This window comes from Nocardia sp. NPDC052566 (assembly GCF_044547285.1).
GTDB lineage: Bacteria > Actinomycetota > Actinomycetes > Mycobacteriales > Mycobacteriaceae > Nocardia.
The window spans coordinates 966,973-987,685 of record NZ_JBIUAF010000003.1 but is presented as its reverse complement, the minus strand read 5'-3'; the positions used below and the strand labels follow the sequence as shown (position 1 = coordinate 987,685).

General features: G+C 65.9%; 14 protein-coding genes. 9 read left to right on the top strand and 5 right to left on the bottom strand.

The window, feature by feature from the left end; all coding sequences use genetic code 11:
- Positions 1 to 195: 195 nt before the first annotated feature.
- The 5 genes from ACIG5A_RS18245 to ACIG5A_RS18225 all read left to right on the top strand — a co-directional run bounded on the left by ACIG5A_RS18245 (position 196) and on the right by ACIG5A_RS18225 (position 6,944).
- Positions 196 to 1,383, top strand: coding sequence for a hypothetical protein (locus ACIG5A_RS18245; RefSeq protein WP_397241368.1), 1,188 nt, complete (start codon positions 196 to 198; stop codon positions 1,381 to 1,383).
- A gap of 13 nt (positions 1,384 to 1,396) precedes the next feature.
- Positions 1,397 to 2,626, top strand: a complete 1,230-nt coding sequence (locus tag ACIG5A_RS18240) for a hypothetical protein (protein ID WP_397241367.1) — start codon at positions 1,397 to 1,399, stop codon at positions 2,624 to 2,626.
- Positions 2,627 to 2,799: 173 nt separating this feature from the next.
- Positions 2,800 to 4,020: a hypothetical protein gene (locus ACIG5A_RS18235; RefSeq protein WP_397241366.1), complete on the top strand. Its 1,221-nt coding sequence runs from the start codon at positions 2,800 to 2,802 to the stop codon at positions 4,018 to 4,020.
- A gap of 15 nt (positions 4,021 to 4,035) precedes the next feature.
- Complete coding sequence (locus tag ACIG5A_RS18230) at positions 4,036 to 5,256, top strand: hypothetical protein (RefSeq protein ID WP_397241365.1); 1,221 nt, start codon at positions 4,036 to 4,038, stop codon at positions 5,254 to 5,256.
- A 116-nt stretch (positions 5,257 to 5,372) separates the two neighbouring features.
- Complete coding sequence (locus tag ACIG5A_RS18225) at positions 5,373 to 6,944, top strand: serine/threonine-protein kinase (RefSeq protein WP_397241364.1); 1,572 nt, start codon at positions 5,373 to 5,375, stop codon at positions 6,942 to 6,944.
- Between the two features lie 93 nt (positions 6,945 to 7,037).
- Here the strand turns inward: ACIG5A_RS18225 and ACIG5A_RS18220 are convergent, their stop codons facing one another.
- The 4 genes from ACIG5A_RS18220 to eccCa form a co-directional block, all read right to left on the bottom strand.
- Entirely contained in the window at positions 7,038 to 7,337 is a 300-nt protein-coding gene (locus ACIG5A_RS18220) for a WXG100 family type VII secretion target (protein WP_397241363.1), read from the bottom strand.
- A 28-nt stretch (positions 7,338 to 7,365) separates the two neighbouring features.
- Positions 7,366 to 7,680 carry a WXG100 family type VII secretion target gene (locus tag ACIG5A_RS18215; RefSeq protein WP_397241362.1) on the bottom strand — a complete coding sequence of 105 codons (315 nt, stop codon included), beginning with the start codon at positions 7,678 to 7,680 and terminating at the stop codon, positions 7,366 to 7,368.
- 146 nt (positions 7,681 to 7,826) lie between these two features.
- A complete protein-coding gene (locus ACIG5A_RS18210) occupies positions 7,827 to 9,263 on the bottom strand; it encodes a type VII secretion-associated protein (RefSeq protein WP_397241361.1) in 1,437 nt (478 codons plus the stop codon).
- 17 nt (positions 9,264 to 9,280) lie between these two features.
- Positions 9,281 to 13,312 carry a type VII secretion protein EccCa gene (gene eccCa, locus ACIG5A_RS18205; RefSeq protein ID WP_397241360.1) on the bottom strand — a complete coding sequence of 1,344 codons (4,032 nt, stop codon included), beginning with the start codon at positions 13,310 to 13,312 and terminating at the stop codon, positions 9,281 to 9,283.
- 172 nt (positions 13,313 to 13,484) lie between these two features.
- On the opposite strand from eccCa, the gene eccD reads away from it, so the two are divergent.
- The 3 genes from eccD (at position 13,485) to ACIG5A_RS18190 (ending at position 17,426) form a co-directional block, all read left to right on the top strand.
- Positions 13,485 to 14,951 (top strand): type VII secretion integral membrane protein EccD, encoded by a 1,467-nt coding sequence (eccD, locus tag ACIG5A_RS18200; protein ID WP_397241359.1) that lies wholly within the window; start codon positions 13,485 to 13,487, stop codon positions 14,949 to 14,951.
- Between the two features lie 203 nt (positions 14,952 to 15,154).
- Complete coding sequence (gene mycP, locus ACIG5A_RS18195) at positions 15,155 to 16,549, top strand: type VII secretion-associated serine protease mycosin (protein WP_397241854.1); 1,395 nt, start codon at positions 15,155 to 15,157, stop codon at positions 16,547 to 16,549.
- Positions 16,550 to 16,655: 106 nt separating this feature from the next.
- Positions 16,656 to 17,426, top strand: coding sequence for a potassium channel family protein (locus ACIG5A_RS18190; protein WP_397241358.1), 771 nt, complete (start codon positions 16,656 to 16,658; stop codon positions 17,424 to 17,426).
- 45 nt (positions 17,427 to 17,471) lie between these two features.
- Here ACIG5A_RS18190 and eccB read toward each other — a convergent pair whose 3' ends face one another.
- A complete protein-coding gene (gene eccB, locus ACIG5A_RS18185; protein WP_397241357.1) occupies positions 17,472 to 18,956 on the bottom strand; it encodes a type VII secretion protein EccB in 1,485 nt (494 codons plus the stop codon).
- A 112-nt stretch (positions 18,957 to 19,068) separates the two neighbouring features.
- Here eccB and eccE point away from each other — a divergent pair, with 112 nt between their 5' ends.
- Positions 19,069 to 20,712, top strand: coding sequence for a type VII secretion protein EccE (eccE, locus tag ACIG5A_RS18180; protein ID WP_397241356.1), 1,644 nt, complete (start codon positions 19,069 to 19,071; stop codon positions 20,710 to 20,712).
- Position 20,713 lies beyond the last annotated feature (1 nt).

The window sequence follows — 20,713 nt, the reverse complement described above, 5'->3', positions numbered from 1 at the left end:
CAATACACCCTCTTCGCGAACAGGCAGTAGCGCGTCTCCCCTGAGTCATCACCGCACGACGCCGCCCGACAGAGTGCTATCTTGCTGGGCAAGCGGGCTGGTCAGGGGCCGGGTCGAGGTAGGACTCCGCGATCAAAGGGGGAGCGTGTGCGTCTTCGCGTGAGATCGGCGCGTAGTAGAACGATGGTCGCTGTGATGGTGACCGGGGTGCTCACGGTGGGCGTCGCGTGCGGGGACAATGCGCCGGGTAGCAAGTCATCGACGACAACGGTCGATCTCGCTCAACTGGACGTGGGGAATCTGGCGACTCAGCCGAAGCCGTACGGCAAGGCCACCAGCATCGATCAGGGCCGGATCGTCGCGGCCATGCGGCTGGGCAACTATGTGCCGCTGCCGATGGAGATCGAGCCCGAAGTGGCCTACTCCCCGGCCGCGACGTCCGGGGTTCGCCTGTTCACCGACTTCGACTCGGGAGCGATCAGCGGCAGGATGACCGCGCCCGCGGCGCGTCTCAACGAGGCGGCGAAGGGATTCCTTTCGGGCTTCGTCAGCACCGGCCGATCCAGCGCCAAGCCCACGTTGTCGTACGAACTCGACAACGTGGTGATGCTGTTCGATACCGAAAAGGACGCCGGCGCTGCGGCAAACGAGCTCGCGGCCGCAGAGATCGGCACCGCCGCCGACAGTCGATCCGTGAAGATCGGGAAGTTCCCTACGGCACAGACGCAGACTCTTCCTGATAAACCCGGGCTGATTCGGTCGTGGTACTCGGTTGGCCGGTACGTGATCTTCACTTACATCTACGACAGCGTCATGGCTGAGCTCAAGGTTGTCGAAGAATCAAAGCTCGTCTCGCGCATCGAGAAGAGTATTGATCTCATCTCCCAGCGGGTGAAGGATTTCCCGGCACCTGCCCCCGACAAGCTGACGGACACCGATATCGACCTCGACGGCATGCTGGCACGGGCGCTGCCGACCGTGGTTTCCGACCAGTCCCAAATCGGCATCCCTGGTGTCTACGACCGCCACGGCGGGTTGCAGCTGTCGAGCTATCCCAGGGGTGATGTCAAGCTCTTCGAGGAGACCGGCGTGGATCGTGTTTCGTGGAAAGGCAATTTCGTCTACCGTGCCCGTGATGCGGCGGGGGCGCAGCGGATAGCCGACGAACACGGGAAGCTCAGCAGGTACTTCCGCCGAGTGGAGCCACCGAAGGGCCTGCCCTTCGCGAGCTGCCGGGAGTATCGCGGGAGCCAGGCGCAGGCAATCAAGTTCTACTGCACCGTTTCGTATGACCGATATGCCACCGAGGTGGCCGCTAACCAACTCGCAGACGCGCATCAGCGAGTATCGGCGCAGTACGCCATCCTGGCGAACAGCAAGTGAGGCGGGGCAGCCGATGAATTCACGCCGAATCCGAAAGTCGTACTGCGCGATCGCGATCGCTGCCGCAGCAATGATGCTGGCAAGCTGCGGCTCGAGCACTCCGGGAACACCCGCCGCCGGCGAGGTCGACGTCCGGAAGCTCGATGTGGGGAACTACTCCACCGCCCCATTGGACTTTCGCTTCACGTACAACCCGCGCTTGGCGACCGGCAAGCAGCTTGCGCTGATGCGCCTCGCGGATCACGTAGCAACCGGCCTGGAGATCGATGCGCGGTTCAAATACTCGAACGGCCTTGTCCCCCTCGCCGACCCCACCGCGGCGATAGAACTGCTGGCCGACGCCAATAAACCTGTGCTGGAGCGCAACGGGATGTTGTTCGGCCTCGGTGCAGGCTCCAGTGAGCGCACGCCGGGGAAAGACAACAAGCCCCCAGCTGACAGCGCCTTCTCCACGATCGTTGTCCTGCAATTTCCGACCGAGGGCGCCGCCAGACAAGCAGCCACGGAGATAGAGAACATCGATTTTTCGGTAGCCGCGGACAGGAACGAGCGCGTCCCGCTGTCGAATTACCCCCAAGCTCGGTCGCACTGGCGCCCCGGCGTCAGCACCATCGGCTCGACCATGGCCCGCGGCCACTACGTCATCAACCTTTACATCGGGCAGCCCGATGCGGATGTCAAAGGCCTCGCTGCGCTCGCAGAGAAGGCCTACGACGCGGAAGTCCCACTGTTGGACGCGTTGAAACCGCTCACCCTCGACGAGACTCTCCGGCTCGACTACGACCCCGACGGAATGCTCAGACGCACACTGAATCTCGAAGGATTCGGCACGCCAGACTTCCAGAACCAACTGATATTGGGCCAACGAGGTTTCCTACATGAAACTCTTGATCAGAATTACTGGAAACGCCTTGCGGCAGACGTAGGTTTGGACAGATACGCACTGTCCGCAAACGGCCCCCGCAACACCTCAAAAGTAGTCCGCACCCGCGACTCCGACGCGGCCAAGACACTGGCAAGCAAGATTCTCGAGCAAAACTATCCCGGTGTCGCGGATTCTCCCGCAAATGTTCCGGAGAGCAAGTGTGGCGAGGGTCGATCCGACCAGTTCGAGTACCAAGACAAGCGGTTCCGTTGCGTCGTCCGATATCGGCAATACGTCGCCACGGTGGAGAGTGCCCAGCTCACCGACGCTCATCAGCGTGCGGCGGCTCAGTACGCTCTGCTCGCCAACAACCAGTAATGGCGACGCGATTCGGCCTGGTCCGGCACAAGGGAGCCGAGTCGCCACCGTGTCGCACTCTCCCGCCGAGTGCTATCTTCTCTGCAAGCGCTGGTCCTGGTCGCGTTGGGAGTGGCATCAGGACGTACGACGACCGCTGTGCGCGGTCGGGTTGGCGACGGAGGGGTAGAACGATGCGGATTGGTCGAGGGCTGTTCATGGCCGGGCTGGTCGCCGCTTTGGCCGTGACCACGGCCTGTGGATCCGATTCGGGCGGCGCGGCACCAACACAACCAAAGGTGGATCCGAGCCAGCTGGATGTGGGAAATCTAGCGACCAAACCCAAGGAGTACGGCAAGCCGACCAGCCTCGATCAGGCGCGGGCGGTGGTGGCCATGCGGATGGGCAACTACGTGCCGCTGCCGATGGACATCATCGGCGAGGTGAAGCATCCGCCGCCCGCGACGTCCGGGGCGATCCGGCTGTTCATCGACTACGGCTCCGGCGCGATCAAGGGGCGGATGAAGGCGGACACCCAGCGCTTGTCCGACACTGCGCCCGGGTTGATTTCGGGATTCGTCAGTGCGGGCAGGTCCAGCGACAAACCGACGGTGTCCTATGAGCTCGAGAATCTGGTGATGCTGTTCAACACCGAACAGGACGCCACCCGGGCCGCCGACGCCATGGCCACGGCGGAGGCCGACACATCCCCCGACTACGAATCCGTTTCGATCGGTAAGTTCCCGGCGGCGCATGTGCTGACCACGAAGGACCAGCACTGGCAATTCCGGTCATGGGCCGCCACCGGCCGGTACGTCATCTTCACCTATATCTATGACAGCCTGCTCGGCGAGCTGAAGGAGCAGGACACGTCGAAAATGGTTGCGCGCGTGGAGAAGAGCATCGAGACGGTCTCGGCGCGCATGAAGGACTTTTCCGCACCGGCGCCCGACAAGCTGATGGATCAGGACATCGACCTCGACGGCATGCTGGCCCGTGCGCTGCCTACCGTGACCGATGACCAGGCCCAGCGCGGCATTCCCGGCGTCTACGACCGGCACGGCGGTCTCCAGCTGTCGGGAGATCCCGGAGCCGATGCCAAGCTGTTCGAGGAGACCGGCGTCGACCGCATCTCCTGGAAGGGCAATCTCCTATACCGGGCCAAGGATGCTGCCGCGGCCCAGCGGATCGCGGCCGAACACAGCAAGCCGAGCAAGCTGTTCCGTCGGGTAGAGCCGCCCAAGAACCTGCCGTTCGCGCATTGCCGGGAGTACATCGGCGGGCAGGCCGCCGCGATCAAGTACTACTGCACGGTTTCCTACGATCGCTACGCGGCCGACGTAGACGCGAATCAGCTCGCGGACGTCCATCAGCGGACGTCGGCGCAGTACGCGATCCTGGCGAACAGTAAGTAAGGCGGGGGGAATCCGATGAATGCGCGACGAATCCGGACGTTGTTCGGCGTGGTCACCGCCGTCACCACCGCGGCGGTCCTGGCCGGCTGCGGTTCGAATGCGGCGGGCACCGCCGCGCCGGGCGAGATCGACGTCAGGAAGCTGGACGTCGGCACCTATTCCACCACCCCGCTGGACATCCGGTACACCTACAACCCTCGCCTCCAATACGCGAAGCAGCTGGCGATCATGCGGCTGGCCGACAACGTGGCCGTCGGCCCGGATATCGATGCGCGGTTCAAGTACGGCACCGGCGGCATCGCGGTGACCGACAGCACCAAGGCCATCGATGTGCTGGCCGACAAGAACCGCCCGGTAGTCGAGAAGTACGACATGATGTTCGGCTACGCGACCGGCAGCAGCGAAAAGGCGCCGGACAAGAACGGCAAGACCGGGAAGGACAGCGCGTTCACCACTGTCCTCGTCATGCAGTTCCCCGACGAGAACGCCGCCAAGCAGGCCGCCGCCGAGATCGAGGAAACCGACTTCGCGATCGCGGCGGATATGAACCAGCGCGTATCGCTGCCGAAATATCCCGACGCCCACACGCACTTTCGGCCCGGCGTCTCCAGCATCGGCTCGACGATGGCTCGCGGCAGCTACGTGATCAATCTCTATCTCGGACTACCGAATGCCGATAAGGCCGGGCTGACCGATCTCGCGCAGAAGGCCTACGACGCCCAGGTTCCGCTGCTCGACGCACTGAAGCCCCTGAGCCGGGAAGACATGCTCCTGAAGCTCGACTACGACCCAGACGGCATGCTGCGGCGGACGCTGAACCCGACCGCGCTCGGCCTGCCGGATACGAATAGTCAGGCCTATTACAGTCTTCGGGGTTTCCTCTCCCGGAATCTCGACCAGGACCAGCTGAAGCGCCTGATGACCGAGGTCGGCATGGATCGCTACTCGCGTTCGGTCTCGATCAACGAGTCCGTGCTGTATCGCACCCGCGATGCCGCGGGCGCGAAGGTGCTGCTCGGCAAGCTCATCGAGGGCAGCTATGCGGCTCCCGCCGATGCGGTGCCCAATGTTCCCGGCGCCAAGTGCGGTGAGCGAGCCGCCGCGGATACCAAGCGCAAGCGATTCCGCTGCGCCGTCACCTATCGGCAGTACACCGCGACGGCGGAAAGCGATCAGCTGACCGACGCGCAGCAGCGCGCGGCCGCGCAATACGCATTGCTCGCGAACAGCCAGTAGCAGCGAGGCACGGCTCATGCGATCGTCAGGGAAGCGACCACCATCGGAGCGACGCACTATGCTCCGACAAGGCAACACGCGGCGTGTCTGCTGATGCAGGACAGGAGACAGTAGGTATGGCGATGAGTCCCGGCACCATCGTCGGTGGATACCGCGTCCAGCGGGTCCTCGGCGCCGGCGGCATGGGCACGGTCTATCTGGCCAAGCATCCGAGTCTGCCGAGGATGGATGCGCTCAAGGTGCTCAGCACCGAGCTCAGTCAGGACCGCGAGTTCCGCGCGCGTTTCGAACGCGAAGCCAATCTCGCTGCGGGCCTTGACCATCCGAATATCGTCTCCGTTTACAACCGCGGTGAAGAACACGGGCAACTGTGGATCGCCATGCAGTACGTGGATGGGATCGACGCCTCCGACGAGCTCGCCCGCGACCCGCATTCGATGAACCCGCTGCGTGCGCTGCGCATCATCAGCGAGGTCGGCAAGGGCCTGGATTACGCGCACCGCAAGGGCCTGCTGCACCGCGATGTGAAGCCGGCCAACTTCCTGCTGTCCAACGAGGACGGCGACGAAGAGCGGGTGCTGCTCACCGATTTCGGTGTCGCGAAGTCCAACGACGACACCAGCGAGCTGACGCAGACCGGCAGCTTCGTCGCCACCATCGCCTACGCGCCACCGGAGCAGCTGTCCGGCCAGCCACTCGACCACCGGGCCGATATCTACAGCCTGGCGTGCGCCTTCTTCAAGCTGCTCACGGGCCGAAACCCTTATCCCTCAACGCAACCCGCCATGGTGATGATGGGTCACCTGCACGAGCCACCGCCGTCGGCCACCGCGGTCAACCCGGGCCTGCCGCCCGCCATCGACTACGTCTTCGCCAGGGCGATGGCCAAGAACCCGGCCGAACGCTTCAGCACCTGCCGCGAATTCACCGACGCCGCCGCGAATGCCCTTGTCCCCGGGTTCAATCCGGCGCCGACGAACACCTCACCCACCTATCCCATTCAGGTCTTCGATCAGCATCGCCCGATCACCGACCCGCGCGTCGCGCTGACGGGCCCCGATCAGGTGACCACCAGGACCACCGTCGGTGCACCGCCGAAGAATCGCAAACCGCTGCTGATCGGCGCGGGTGTACTGGGTATCATCGTCGCGCTGGCCGCGGTCATCGGCATCTGGACGCAGAGCGGCGGAGACCGCGATACCCCCGCGACCACGGCCGCGCCGACCTCGAAGCTGGCGCCGCTGCCGCAGGCTCGAATCGACAACCCGGCCTTCAACGGTAAGTCCATCATGATGGTGGATGTGACCAGCGATGGACTCGCCGACTCGGGCATGGCCATCTACACCATCCCGAGTCAGCAGACGACGTTCCTCGGCGAGCTCGGGTTCGTCTACAACGTGACGTTCACCGGTAAGGACGGCGACCCGAATCCCCGCCCGGTGTCCAAGGACGACAAGTACTCGACGTTCAACAACATCACCACCGGCTACATCCTCGCCGTCCGCAGCGACCCGAAAGCCGGTGGCGGTGGCCTGCTCGGTCTTCCGTCCTCGCTGACCAGCGCCAAGGCCACGGTCATCGTGGTCGATGACCCGGCTACGGTCTCCGCGTTGCGGAACTGGTCGAACAATTCCGAGCAGACGCTGCTGGACAAGCTGGTGCCGATCCTGCGTAACCGCGTCAGGTAGGCCGCTCGGCGCCAAAAAGCCTCGCGCACAAACAAATCGGGCCCTCGACACCGAATCGCGGTGTCGGGGGCCCGATTTGGTTAGGACGCTCTGTCAGGCACCCAGCATGGAGGCGTTGGAGCCGTCCTGGGTCCGCATGGCAGCGTTGCCTTCCTGAACAGCGACACCGATCTGCTTGAGCGTTTCGTTCAGGCTGGTCGACGTGGCGTTCCACTTGGCGTGCAGCCCATCGAAAGCGCCCTGAGCCTCACCGGTCCACTCGGTACCGCTGGTCTTAGCGACCTGATCTTTCAGCTCGTCAATGGCCGAAAGAATCTTGCGGGCCGTCGCCTGCATATCCATCGAGTGGGATTCGACCTCGAGAAACCTGTGGAAAATTTCGCCATCTTGCATTGTGCTACCCCTCTCAGAAATTCGTTGGTCAGCTCAGGCCCGCGAGGGATCCGGCTTTGAGGACATCGTCCCGGTTCAGGGAGTCGGCCTTCTCCACGTTGACGGCCGACTGGGCGACCTTCTCGCCGTGGTCACGCAGGGCGCGCACCATCTGGGTCGCTTCGTCCCGGTACTGCTGGATCACGCGGTCGAAGGCCGGCCGCGCTTCCGGCGAACGCCATGCCGTCAGAAGGGCTTCCTTCTGAGCGTCGAGCGCGTTGAGCATGCCGTTGATTTCCCCCTCCTTCATGTCCATGTACTGAGACAAGCTCATTACGCCAGAGGTCTGCCTCAACTCACCCATTGCGACTCCTTTACTACGTTGTGTCTGTGGGGCTCGGTCTGCGGAGCCTCCCCGGCTCACGCTCAGCCCAAAAGCTCTACATCTAGATTGGACGACTCTTGCATCCAATCGGTTCCATCGATTGCGGAGAATTTTTCAAGAGGATGTCACGACGCGACCACCAGATGTGCCGCGAACTGTTCGCACACATGTATCGCTATGTCTCGCCCCCCTTCCAGATACTGGCAACCAAGGCTGACCTGGGTATCGCGGTCGATCGTAACATGCCACTCTACCTGCGATTTGTCTCCAGGAAGCTCGTTATAGGCGAGCCCAGGGCGCCCACCGAATACGACATCACGGCGCAGATCGGTCACCGTTCCGCTCGGTCGCTGCTTCAGTTGAGCGTCGAGATTTGCCGCCACTTGCTCATAGCCGGACCCTGAGGTCAGCGGGTTCTGAATCACGGTGATGCGCTGGCGAGTGCCGTCGTCCGGCACCAGCACGACCCGCGCATCCGCCGCCCGATCGTTGGGCCCGACCCTGTGCCAGCCGACCGGTATCTGCGCGGTGAGACGGCCGAACGTTTCCGTGGTGGGACGGTGGCTGGTCGGAGCCGGCGGTGGTGCGGCGGACACCGTCGATTCCACGACAGGGGTAGGTTGTGCCACCGCCGGAGCGTCATCTCGACGAACCGCGAAGACTATCCCGGCGGCTACGACGGCGATGGCGGCCGAGAGTGCGGCGACGGTAAGGAGGGCGGCACGCCGGTTGCGCGGTGGCTTCGTCGCGGCGGCACGTTCACGTAGCGAACCGAACCACTCCGGCGACAGCGATTCGGTGCCGCGTTCGATTCGCGCACTCGGCATCGACTCTTGGTGTGGCCCAAGCAAATCCGCACCCGCGATGGGGCGAACGTCCAACGGTAGAGGGCAGGTGGCGACGACAGCCGTCCGGATGCGCTCCAGCAGGGCTGGGTCCGAAACCCCCAGTACCAGAATGGAGTCCGCATCTCGACCATCGGCGAACAAGCGTGTGATCAGATCGGCGAACCGGTCGGGGCTCCGCTCGTCCGCGGTGAGATCGGCGCTACCGACCGTCGGCTCGTGCTCACACGCCTCGATCCAGGCCTCGTCACCGCGACAGCCGACGAGGCTCGCTGTCGTCGACAATGGGCTCACCTCGATCACCGCGATTTTTTGATGCCGAGCGCCATCACGGCCGACCATGGCCGCCCGGGTAGCGATGGTGTCCAAGACTACGTCCGGTGCGATATTCCGAGCAGCCGTACCGAGAATTTTCCGGCGCGAGGCACCCCATGACGAAGGATGCACGACAGTAATGCTCGAACACCGGTCCCAAATCCGAAGATTTGTTGACGTCGTGTAGAAGATCGCCCGCAGCGCCTCGTCGACCGTCGGCCATCGCGGCAGGAATCCGATGCGTCCCGCCGAGATCAGCCGGACCACGGATACCGCCGGTGACGGCAGCTCCAAAGGTTCACCGACGACGAGAGTTTCGCCATTGCTGCCCGGCAGGACCGAGGGAACCGTATCCCAGTGGGTGGTGCCGCTGCGCGCCCAGAGACGCGTATCGGTGATCACTACCTCGGCCGGGGAAGTCACAATTGCGGCATCCACGCGAGCTGGATGAGGCCGGTTCCACTTCTGGCAACCAACGTTCCGCGTCCCGGCGGCATCGCGCTCGGCCGAACGGTGCCGAGCAGGTTGCCTTCGTCGCGGTTACCGCTCATCACCAGGCCGGCACTGGCCAGATCACGCATCCGCGAGATGACCGGTTCGTACAGAGCGCGGGACGCGCCACCGGAGCGCCGGGCGATGATGACGTGCAGACCGATATCCCGCGCGTGCGGGAGGTAGTCGACGATGGCTGCCAACGGGTTTCCGGTCGGCGTCGCGACCAAGTCGTAGTCGTCGACGATGACGAATACTTCGGGCCCGCTCCACCACGACTTGTCGCGCAACTGTTGCGGCGTGACCGACGAATCGGGCATCCGCCGTTCCAGCACACCGGCCAGGTCGTCCATATTGGTTTGGAACATCGGCGCCGACGACGCGTACGCCGACATATTCGGATTCTCGGCGATGCCGAGTAGCGAGCGCCGGTAGTCACAGATGATCAGGCGCGCCTGCTCCGGCGTATTCGATTCGATGATGCCTTCGCAGATACTCCGCAGCAGCGTGGTCTTGCCGCATTCGGTATCGCCGAAGATCAGGAAGTGCGGGCTCTCGGTGAAATTGAGATACACCGGCGCCAGCTCGGATTCGTTGATGCCGATAGGAATCTGCAAGTTCCGCTTGCTTGTGTCGGCGGGCGGCCAGTCGCCGAGCACCTGAAGCAGGTTCTCTCGTGCCAGACGCTCCGGCAGCATGCGAACTGTCGGCGCGTGGCGCCCAGCCAAAGTCGCCGTGATCGCCTCGACCGCCGCGGCGACGCCGACGCTCAAATCGCCTGCTTCGGACACACTGTCGATGCGCGGCAATGCCGTCAGCATGTGCAGCGCGTCCGGCGTGATGCCGCGACCCGGGCGCCCCTGCGGGACCAGCCCGGCCACCCGGCGACCCAGGTCCGAGTCCATCGGGTCACCGAGCCGCAGCTCGATCCTCGTACCGATCTGGTCCTTCAGCGCCGGACGCGCCTCGGCCCAGCGTGCCAGCGCGATGACCACGTGCACGCCGTACGAAAGACCCTGCACCGCAAGGTTGGTGATCTGCTGTTCCAGCTCGTCGAAGTCCTGGCGGATGCTGCCGAAACCGTCGATCACCAGGAACACGTCACCGAACGGGTCCTGGTGCGCGCCCGCCGCGGCCGCACTGCCGGCCGGGTCGGTGGCGCGCAGCCGCCGGAATTCCGGCATCGATTCGATGCCGAGCTGCCGGAACCTGGCCTCGCGCTGCCGGATGATCGTGGTCATCTCGGCGATGGTGCGGCGTACCTTGTTCTCGTCGAGGCGGCTGGCGACCGAGCCGACATGGGGCAGGCCCTCGAGGCTGACGAGCGTGCCGCCACCGAAGTCGAGGCAGTAGAACTGCACCTGTTCGGCGGTGTGCGTCAATGACATCGCCATGATCAGCGTGCGCAGCGCGGTCGACTTGCCGGACTGCGGGCCGCCGACGACGGCGACGTTGCCGCGCGCGCCGGACAGATCGACGATCATCGGGTCGCGGCGCTGGTCGTACGGGCGGTCGACGATGCCGACAGGCGCGCGCAGCGTGGCCACCGCGTTGTATTCGCCGGTGAGGATGGAGCGCGGGATGAGCTGATCGAGGGTCGGCGCCTCGTCCAGCGGCGGCAGCCAGATCTCGTGGGCCGGGCGGCCGTAGCCGCGGATACGGGAGACCAGCATGTTGAGGTTGGAGATCTCCTCGCCCTCGGGCTGGGCCTCCGGCTCGAAGCGGGTCTCCTGCGGCAGCGGGATGCGGTCCGCGGCACGGAAATCGACGTGGCTGGCGGTGAATTCGCGTGCTTTCACGTCGATTTCGCCGGCCTGGCCCGCGACGGTGGTATCGCGCTGCGAACCGCCGCCGACGTAAGGGCCCGATACGTAGGAAGACTGGAAGCGCTGGATCTCGCCCGCGTCGGACTTGAGGTAGCCGCCGCCCGGGTTGTTCGGCAGGTTGTAGGCGTCGGGAACGCCGAGCACCTGACGGGATTCGTTGGCGGAGAAGGTTTTCAGGCCGATCCGGTAGGAGAGGTGGCTTTCCAGGCCCTTCAGCTTGCCTTCCTCCAGGCGCTGCGAGGCGAGCAGCAGGTGCACGTGCAGCGAGCGGCCGAGTCGGCCGATCATCACGAACAGTTCCGCGAAATCCGGGTGCTGGGTGAGCAGTTCGGAGAACTCGTCGAGCACGACGAACAGCGCGGGCAACGGGTCCAGGTCGGCGCCCGCGGCGCGTGCCTTCTCGTATTCGGAGACGTTGGCGAAGTTGCCCGCGGCGCGCAGCACCTCCTGGCGGCGGTTCATCTCGCCGGCCAGCGCGTCCTTCATCCGGTCGACGAGGTCGGCTTCCTCTTCCAGGTTGGTGATGATCGCGGCGACGTGTGGCACGCCGTCGAGGCCGAGAAACGTTGCGCCACCCTTGAAGTCGACGAGCACCAGGTTCAACTGGTCCGGCGAGTGGGTGGCGAGCAGGCTGAGCACCAGGGTGCGCAGGAATTCCGACTTACCGGAACCGGTGGCGCCGATGCACAGGCCGTGCGGGCCCATGCCGTTCTCGGCGGCCTCCTTGATATCGAGTTCGACCGGATGTCCGTCGGCGCCGACACCGAACGGCACCCGCAGCCGCTCCCTGCCGTAGCGGGGGCGCCAAGCGCTTTCGGGGTTGTACGCGCCGATATCGCCGAGGCTCATCAGCTGGCTCCAGGTCGAGATGACCTCGGAATCGTCGTGTTCGACATCGCTACTGCGTTGTGTCGCAGCGCGATACGGCGCGAGGCGGCGAGCGACCTGCTGCGCCTGCTCAGGGCTGATCCGATCGATCTGCGCGAAGCGCTCCTGGTTGCCGGTGGTGGTGCTGCGGCCGATGGCCTCGCCGTTCTCGACGATCACCTTGATGCCGCGCGACATCGCCAAACGCGGTGCGTAGCCGCACAAATCGAGGATGGTGACGCCCTCGTAGCCGGATTCGCGCAGCTGGTCGTCCTCGGCCTCCAGCAGACCGCCGTCGACCACGATGATGATGTGCACCATGTTCGCGTTGGCCGGTTGGTTCCTCGAGTAGCGAACGCGGTTGCCGATCAGCGGGTACAGGCCCGCGGTGGCCTCACGGATCGAGCCGTAGAACATGCGCTGGGTGCCGATGCCGTCCTGCGCGTCGGGATGCTGCGTGTGCGGGAGCCACTTGGTCCACTCCCACTCCCGCGCGGTGTCCGGGCCGCACACGATGGCGACGAGCACCTGATCGGGGGCCTGGAACATGCATAGCTGCAACAACATCGCCCGCGTCATATCGCGGGCTTGGGCGCGGTCGCCGTCGAGGGCGATGGTCGCGAAACCCTTCACCGCGACGGCGGTCGGCAGGTCGGGCACGGTGGAATGAGCGCGGACGAAGCGGCGCAGCGAGACCGCGGCGATCGGCTCCAGTTCCTCGACCGGGCCGGTCTCCGGCGCGACGAGGCGGGTCGCGAGCCGCTGCCCGCCGACGCCGATGCGGGCGTGGCAGAAGTCCTTGTCACCCGCGCGGCGTTCCCACATGCGGCTGGTGCCCGCGAGCATCCAGATCAGCGCCGGTTCGGGGTGGCTCCATTCGACCGAGGCGCGCTGCTGCGCGGCCGTCTCGTCGACATCGCGGCGGACCTGGTCGAGGTAGCGCAGATAGTCCTTGCGGTCCTCGTTCGCCTCGGCGGCGCGCGCCCCCTTGCCGCCGCCCTGACCGGCGAACATGCCGACCATGGACAGGACCATCATCATCGGGAACATCATGCTCATCGGATTGGAGGCGATGCCGCCACCCTGCGTGAAGAGCAGGGCCATCATCCCGACCATGCCGACGATCATCACGAACGGCATCAGCTTGAGCAGCAGATTGCCCGGTGTCACCCTGGGGATCTCGGGCGGCGGTTGCAGCGTGACCTCGCCACCGGGAGAGCGTGGCATCTCCCGCCGCGCGCGACGCTGGAACCTCACCGTGCTCATGAACGAAAATTCCCCCTTTTCGCAAGCTGTGATCCGGGCTCAGTGTAGAGCGCACAGCCGACATGTCGTACAGTTCGACCAGCATTCTGCTGCCCGAACGGTGGGTTCGCAAGCGCGGCCCTGCCGCTGCGAGCCCGCGGAAACCCGAGGTAGAGGACCAGTTGGGGGAAGCTTGACGCACGCGCGACTCGACCATATCGACGAAGAATCCGCGCGCGGTATCGTCCGCGCACCCGACTTGGCCAGGGTGACCATCCTGGCCAAGCACACCCAGGTGGATATGGCGATCCCGGTCGACGTACCGGTCGCCCTGGTCATCCCGAGCGTCGTCGACATGGTCGCCCAGCACAGCAGAACCAACGACTTCGACAACGAGGGCGAGCGCTACGAGCCCGCGGACTGGGTGCTCGCCCGCATCGGTCATCCCCCCTTCTCCAATTCGCTGAGCCTCGGCGAGCACGGCGTGCGCGACGGCGAGCTGCTGATGTTGGAGAGCGCCTCGCATACCGCGCCGACGCCGCTGTTCGACGACATCATGTACAACGTCGCGATCGCCGACACCGACCACTACCGGCACTGGACGCCGAAGACGGCGCGGATCACCGGTTCGGTGCTCGCCGCGGTCACCATGCTCGTCGGCTGTCTCGGGCTGTTGCTATCGCCGGATGCGCTACCCGGCTATGTGAGCGGATCGGTCGCGCTCGGCGTGACGATCCTGCTGGTCGTCGCGGGCATGGTGCTCAGCCGCATGTACGGCGACACCGCGACCGCGCTGGTGGTCGGCGGCTGCGCGCTGCCGCCCGCGTTCACCGCGGGCATGCTGATCGTGCCCGACCATTACGGCTGGGCGCATATCCTGCTCGGCTCGGTGTTGTTGGGCGCCACCGCGATTCTCGCGTGGCGGGTCACCGGCGTCGGTCTCGCGCTGTTCATCGGCGCGGCGACGCTGGCGATCTACGCGGTGCCCGCCGCGCTGGTCGGGCTGCTGACCGCGCAGCCGGAGCGGGCCATCGGGGCGGTCGCCGCCGCACTCGGACTGGCCGGACTTTCACTCGCGCCGCGGATTTCGATGCTGCTTGCCAAGCTGCCGCTGCCACCGGTGCCCTCACCGGGCACGCCGATCGACCCCACCGAGGACGATCCGGATGATCACCGCGCGCTGCCGACCATGGCGGTGCTGCGGGCGAAGTCCGAACGGGCACGGATGTATCTGGCCGGGCTCGTCGCGGCCACCACGTTTGTCACCGTGGTCGGCGCGCTCGCGGCCGCCGATCCGCAGGCGGACAGCCCGTACTGGCAGGGCATCGCGCTCGCGCTGGTCTGCGCGGCGGTGCTGATGTTCCGCAGCCGCACCTACGCGGGCGCGGAACAGGCCGTGGTGCTGATCGCGGGCGGCGCGGCGATTCTGCTGATCATGTTGGTTGGCGCGAGTTTCGCGATGGAGCAGCCGCTCGCGGTATTCGGTGCGGCGATGGTCATCCTGATCGCGGCGCTGATCTTCGGCATCATCATCCCGAACCAGTCGGCGACGCCGCCGATGCGGCGCGGTGTCGAACTGCTCGAGTACGCCTTCGTCGCCGCCGTGCTGCCGCTGGTGTTCTGGGTCGCCGACCTCTACGCCCTCGTCCGCAACCTGTGATCGGGCGGGCGACTCGCATGCGCTCGACACGACGCGAGGGTGATGCTCAGGCCAGGCAGGTGGCTCGACTGGGCTTGACCGCACATTCGAAGAGCAACGGAGTGGATTCGGCTGAGACCATCGGGCGGATGACTCGGGAAAAGCTGGCCCAGTACATGATTGGTGGTGGCCGGGTGCCTGCCCGGCGTCGAACCCAGGCCGGGATGCGTGTGGCCATCGCCGCGGTGGTCCTCGGGTTGGGCATGTCGTTCGGCGGTGGATTCGGTGTCGCACATGCCGATCGGCCGCCTGCGGTCGATCCAGGCAAGCTGCCGCCGGGTGATCCCGCGGTCCCGCCGGACAAGACCGAGATCCCGGCCAACACCAGCTGCACCAGTATCCGAACCGGTGGCGACGGACCGACCATTCCGGCCGCGCAGCGATCCCTCGATCTGGAGCACGCCTGGCAGTTCTCCCGTGGCGAAGGGCAGCTGGTGGCAGTGATCGATACCGGCGTCGCCCGCCATCCTCGGCTCCCCGGCCTGACACCGGGCGGCGATTTCGTCGCCAACGTCGGTGACGGTACGGAAGACTGCGACGGGCATGGAACGTTCGTCGCGGGCATCATCGGAGCGAGTCAGATTCCTGGACAAGGGTTCTCGGGCGTGGCACCAGGGGCGCGGATCCTCACTATCCGGCAGTCCAGCAGCAAGTTCCAAAAGGAAGGACGCTCGCGGGAGAAGTCACCGGAGGACCTTCCGGACGCCTACGGCAACGTCCGGACGATGGCGTCGGCCATCCGACGCGCCGCTGACATGGGCGCCTCAGTAATCAATATCTCCGAAGTCGCCTGCGCCCCCAAATCCACTCCGATGGACGATGGCGCGCTCGGTGCTGCGCTGCGCTATGCCGCCGTGGACAAGAACGCCGTAGTGGTGGTCGCCGCCGGGAACAGCGACAAATGCAAGGGCAGCAACCCCGTGCTCGATCCGCTGAACCCCACTGCGGATCCGTGGAGCAAGGTCGAGATGAACGTCACCCCAGCACGTTACGACGACTACGTACTTGCGGTCGGCTCGATCAATGCAAACGGCGCACCCTCGACGTTTACCGTCCCCGGGCCATGGCTGAGTGTCGCCGCGCCCGGGGAAGAGATCACCTCGCTCGACCCACTCAGTGCTGGCACCGCCATCGGCACCGCCGACAATCAGGGGAACCAACAGCCGATCAGCGGCACCAGCTTTGCCACGCCGTATGTTTCGGGTGTGGTCGCGCTGGTGCGCGCGCGCTTCCCCGAGCTGTCGGCGCTCGACGTGATCAAGCGGATTCAGGCGACCGCGCACGCGCCCGCCGAGGGGTGGAACCCGTACATCGGCTACGGCGCGGTGGATCCCATCGCCGCGCTCACCAACGAGGTGCCGAACACCCTGCCGCCGAAGAATCCGAGCGCACCGAAGAGCAAGCAGCTCGCGGTGCCCGCTCCGCCGGTCCCGCCGGACAACCGTGCCCGCAACGTGGCGCTCATCGGCACCGGAATCATCGGTGGCGCACTGATCTTGGGCTATCTCGCCTCGTTCCCGATCCGCCGCCGCTTCGGCGTGCAACCGGACGATATGTAGCAGGCCAGCTGATCCGGTGTCAGCAGTGTGCCCGGTCGATATGTAGCGTCCGATAGCCATGGGACGCTAGATAGTTACCACGCTCGATCGATACAGGTAGTTGCCCATGACCAGCCCCGAGTCGAATACCGGCGACCGCGGAATCAGTCGCAGACAGGCATGGGAGCAGGCCACCAATATCCCGATGGCGGCGCTTGCCGTCGTCTTTCTCGGCGTCTACGCATGGCATGTGCTCGACACCGGGGCATCGCCGGTACTCGACGCCTGGCTCACCCGCGTCGACGTGCTGATCTGGGTGTTGTTCGCCGGGGATTTCGCGGTGCGGCTGTGCCTGTCCAGGAATCGCTGGCAGTTCGTGCGCTCGCATCCGGTGGAGCTGCTGATCGTTGTGCTGCCGCCGTTCCGGCCGCTGCGGCTGCTGCGGGCGGCGCTGCTGCTGCTCAACGCGCTGCATCGCAAGGTGACCCGGGCCCGGCTCGCGCTGTTCGTCGGCGCCAGCTCGGTCCTGTTGCTACTGCTGTGCAGTCTGGCGTTCTTCGACGCCGAATACGGCATGCCGGACAGCAAGATTCACAATTTCGGTGACGCGCTGTGGTGGTCGATGGTCTCGGTGACCACCGTCGGCTACGGCGACGTCTACCCGGTGACCACCGAGGGCCGCCTGATCTCCCTGATCCTGATGACCTGCGGCATCGGCCTGATCAGCTTCGCCATCGGCACCACGACCAGCTGGGTGATGGACCAGCTGAAGACCGTCGAGGAGACCACCGACCGCACCGACCGCGAAATCGGCCGCCTGATCGAGGAAATCCGGAACCTGCGCGCGGAAGTCGCCGCGCTGAGGCGGGCCGATCAAGATCATCAGGAACTGAGGTAACTCGCCTCTCGCGATTTACCTACGCCAGTTCCTGATGATCTAGGACTACTTCTGGGTGTTGACTGCGGGCTGCTTGGCGGGCGAGGCGTCGGGGGCCACGCCGTCGTGGGAGACGACGGCTTCCTCACGGCCCAGGGTGGGGCCGGGGGCGAGCAGGCCGACGATCGGCCACGGCGCGGGCTCGGGGGTGACGCCCGCTTCCTTGTCCATACCCAAAGCCTTTGCCGCGTCGGCGTTCTTGATGCCGTAGCGGACGCCGGTATCGGCGATGTAGAACTGGCTGTCCTTGCGCTTGCTGTCCGGTTCGATGCCGGTGGTCTGCACGAAGGCGCCGGTGCCCGGCTTCAGGTAGACCGAATCGGCAAGCACGCCTTTGCCATCCGACTGTGCCAGCGTGACCAGCTTCGCACTGTCCGGGATCGGCAGGTTGATGCCGGTGATCAAGGACAGTTCGGCGCTGTTGCCGGAATCCTTGCCCGCCACCGTGATCGGCTTCCAGGACAGGCAGCTCACCGGCTGATCCTTGGCCTGCAGGACGGCGGGCGCGATCTCCGGGTAGCTGTCGACCTTGAGCGCGCTGGACACACTGGCCCGCGTGCGCTCGGCCTGATCGATGGTGGTGCCCGCGGACGAGGACGGGTTGGCGTTGCGGATGATGTCGGCGGTCAGCGGGGAAACGGCCTGCAGACCGTCGCGCAGCACCACATAGTTCTGGGTGGCGCCGGTCGACACCTGCACCACCGAGCCGATGCGGTGATTGCCGATCGCGTAGGACGGCACGCCGCCCGGATCCTCGATCTTCGGCGGAATGATCGGCAGCACTTCGGGAATCGCGTTCAGCAGGCCCTCACCGATGGGCCGCGGGCTGGCGCCGGTGATGTTCAGCGCGTCGGTGACGGCGCGGTCCTTCATGTCGACGCGGGCGCGCTTGTTGTCGTACAACAGGTAGGTCGCGTCCTTGCCCTGCGCGAGCAGCGCCTTGCCCTTCGGCAGCGTCGATGCCTTGGCGCCGAGGTCGAGATCGCCCGCGAGCACCGAGGTGGTGAAGCTGTTGCCGCCATCGATCTTGATCTGGTTGCAGACGGTCCACGCTCTGCCGTCGCCGTCCTTGTCGAAGCGCAGCGAACCGGGCGCGCCGGGAATGCCGATCAGCGAGCCGCGCGCCTTCTTACCGAGTTCGGACTCCTTGACGATGGCGGGCTTGTCCGCGGAGCCCGCGGCGAGCCGCGCCGAGGCGAGGTTCATCGCCGGATGCACCACATCGTCGAGCACCACATAGATCGCGCCGGAATCCTTGCCGACGAGGATCTTGTTGCTGCCGATCTTGTCCTGCGGGCGCAACAGCGCGAGCACACCGCAACCTGCCAGCACGACCAGCGCGAGCACCAGTCCCACCGCGTAGGCGCGCGACTGCGAGCGCATCGGGTCGTGCAGCATCCGCACATCCCGGCGGACCAGGGCATGTTCCATTCGGCGTACCAGGAAGCGGTAGCCGCTCACCTGCCACCGAGTGGTGGGTTTCGAAGGCATTATTCCCTCCCCGAACAGTGCTCACGTTCGCCGAACACAGTACAGTTCCCGGGGACTCTTGTTCAGCTAGGCCGACTCGAACCGGCCGACACCGGGTACTTGGGGGACCACGATGGCCGAACCTGTCGGAGCGGGACCACGACCGCTCCTCGGTCGCATCTCGATGCGGAACCTGCTGGTCGCGCAGGTCATCGGAATCCTGGCGGGCGTGGGGGCGCTGCTCGCCGGCTTGGCCGCGCTGCCCGCGCTCGGGGTGGCCGTCGTCGTCGCACTGCTGCCGCTCATCCCGATCGCCAAGCGCACGGTACTGGACTGGATCGCCACCTGGTGGCGCTACCTGACCCGCCGCGAATACGAGCTCGGCGACACCGTCGACTTCCGCGGTACCGACGGCCGCTCGCTCGGGTTGTACTGGGACGGCAGCCGGGTCGTCACCGTCGTCGAGGTGCTCGCACCGAAAGGCGGGCTGACCAGGATCGCCCGCACCACCGTGCACGCCTCGCATCTGCTGCCGCTGCCCGAACTCGCCCAATGCCTCAACCAGCACGACATCCTGCTCAGCGGCATCGACATCATCAGCCACGGCCACCGCAGCCGCTCCGGCACGCCCGCGGGCAAGATCTACGAATCGCTACTCGGGCCGCTGCCCGCCACGGCGCACCGCACGGTGTGGCTCGCGATCAGCTTCGACGCGGTCGACTGCCCGGAGGCGGCGGATCGGCGCGGCGGCGGCAACGAGGGCGCCTCGCGCGCGGTAACCATTGCGACACAACGGATCATGCGCGCACTGGAGGACGCGGACTGTAGCGCGCGCATCCTCACCGCACCGGAGATCCGTAAGGCGGTCCTGCAGATCACCGGCGGCTTCGACCCGCGTGCGCTCACCCATCGCTGGCGCTACGCCGAGATCGGCAACAGCGTGAACATCGGCAAAGCGGTCGACCCGCAGCGCCTCGGCTCCGACCTGCTCGCCCAGCTGTGGGTGCCGCCCTCGCGCGGCACCACGGTGACGGTGCGGCTGCGGCCGGGCAGTTCGGCGGAATCGGTGAGCATCGGCTCGGCGTGGCGGCTCACCGCGCGCGAGCTACCCGAGCGCAGCAAGCTCGCGGGCATGGTGTCGATGAACGGGCGGCACCGCGACGGGCTGCTCGCCCACCTGCCGCTGGCCATTCCCGGCCTGGACGACACCGTGCCGATGGCCGAATATCCGGTCGACGTGATCGGCGCGCTGCACCTGCCTTCCTCCGGCTGCGGTCAGTTGATCGGCTCGGACGACGAGGGCCAGGGCGTCGCGGTGCGCATCGTCGGCACCGGCATCTCGACCGTGTACCTGGCGGGCGAGCTGTATCTGGCGCAGCAGTTGGTGTTTCGCGCGCTCGCGGTCGGCGAGCGGATCCTGGTGCGCACCGATCGGGCGCACGCCTGGGAGAACCTGGTCACCACGATCGGCAATCCGGAGCGGCTCACCATCGCGGTCGAAACCCACCAGTCCGACGCGGGATTCACCGCGACCGTGGTCGACGGCGTCCTCGCGCCGGCGCCACACGCCGGTGTCACCACCATCTACGTCACCGGCGATCCGATGGGCTGGCCTGCCACCCGCCCCGACCTCTCGATCTACCAGCCCGGCGCCATCGGCAACCACGTCGTCCTGCGCACCGGCACCGCCCAGGTCGACCTCACCCTCGTCTCCATCCCCCGCGAAGCCACCTACATCGGTCACCCCCGCGGCCGCCGCGTCCCGGTCAACCAGTAGT

Coding starts and splice junctions, on each gene's coding strand:
- ACIG5A_RS18245 (WP_397241368.1), top strand. CDS start 196: ATGGTGACCGGGGTGCTCACGGTGGGCGTCGCGTGCGGGGACAATGCG.
- ACIG5A_RS18230 (WP_397241365.1), top strand. CDS start 4,036: ATGAATGCGCGACGAATCCGGACGTTGTTCGGCGTGGTCACCGCCGTC.
- eccCa (WP_397241360.1), bottom strand. CDS start 13,312: ATGAGCACGGTGAGGTTCCAGCGTCGCGCGCGGCGGGAGATGCCACGC.
- ACIG5A_RS18235 (WP_397241366.1), top strand. CDS start 2,800: ATGCGGATTGGTCGAGGGCTGTTCATGGCCGGGCTGGTCGCCGCTTTG.
- eccB (WP_397241357.1), bottom strand. CDS start 18,956: ATGCCTTCGAAACCCACCACTCGGTGGCAGGTGAGCGGCTACCGCTTC.
- ACIG5A_RS18240 (WP_397241367.1), top strand. CDS start 1,397: ATGAATTCACGCCGAATCCGAAAGTCGTACTGCGCGATCGCGATCGCT.
- eccE (WP_397241356.1), top strand. CDS start 19,069: ATGGCCGAACCTGTCGGAGCGGGACCACGACCGCTCCTCGGTCGCATC.
- ACIG5A_RS18215 (WP_397241362.1), bottom strand. CDS start 7,680: ATGGGTGAGTTGAGGCAGACCTCTGGCGTAATGAGCTTGTCTCAGTAC.
- ACIG5A_RS18220 (WP_397241363.1), bottom strand. CDS start 7,337: ATGCAAGATGGCGAAATTTTCCACAGGTTTCTCGAGGTCGAATCCCAC.
- ACIG5A_RS18225 (WP_397241364.1), top strand. CDS start 5,373: ATGGCGATGAGTCCCGGCACCATCGTCGGTGGATACCGCGTCCAGCGG.
- mycP (WP_397241854.1), top strand. CDS start 15,155: ATGCGTGTGGCCATCGCCGCGGTGGTCCTCGGGTTGGGCATGTCGTTC.
- ACIG5A_RS18190 (WP_397241358.1), top strand. CDS start 16,656: ATGACCAGCCCCGAGTCGAATACCGGCGACCGCGGAATCAGTCGCAGA.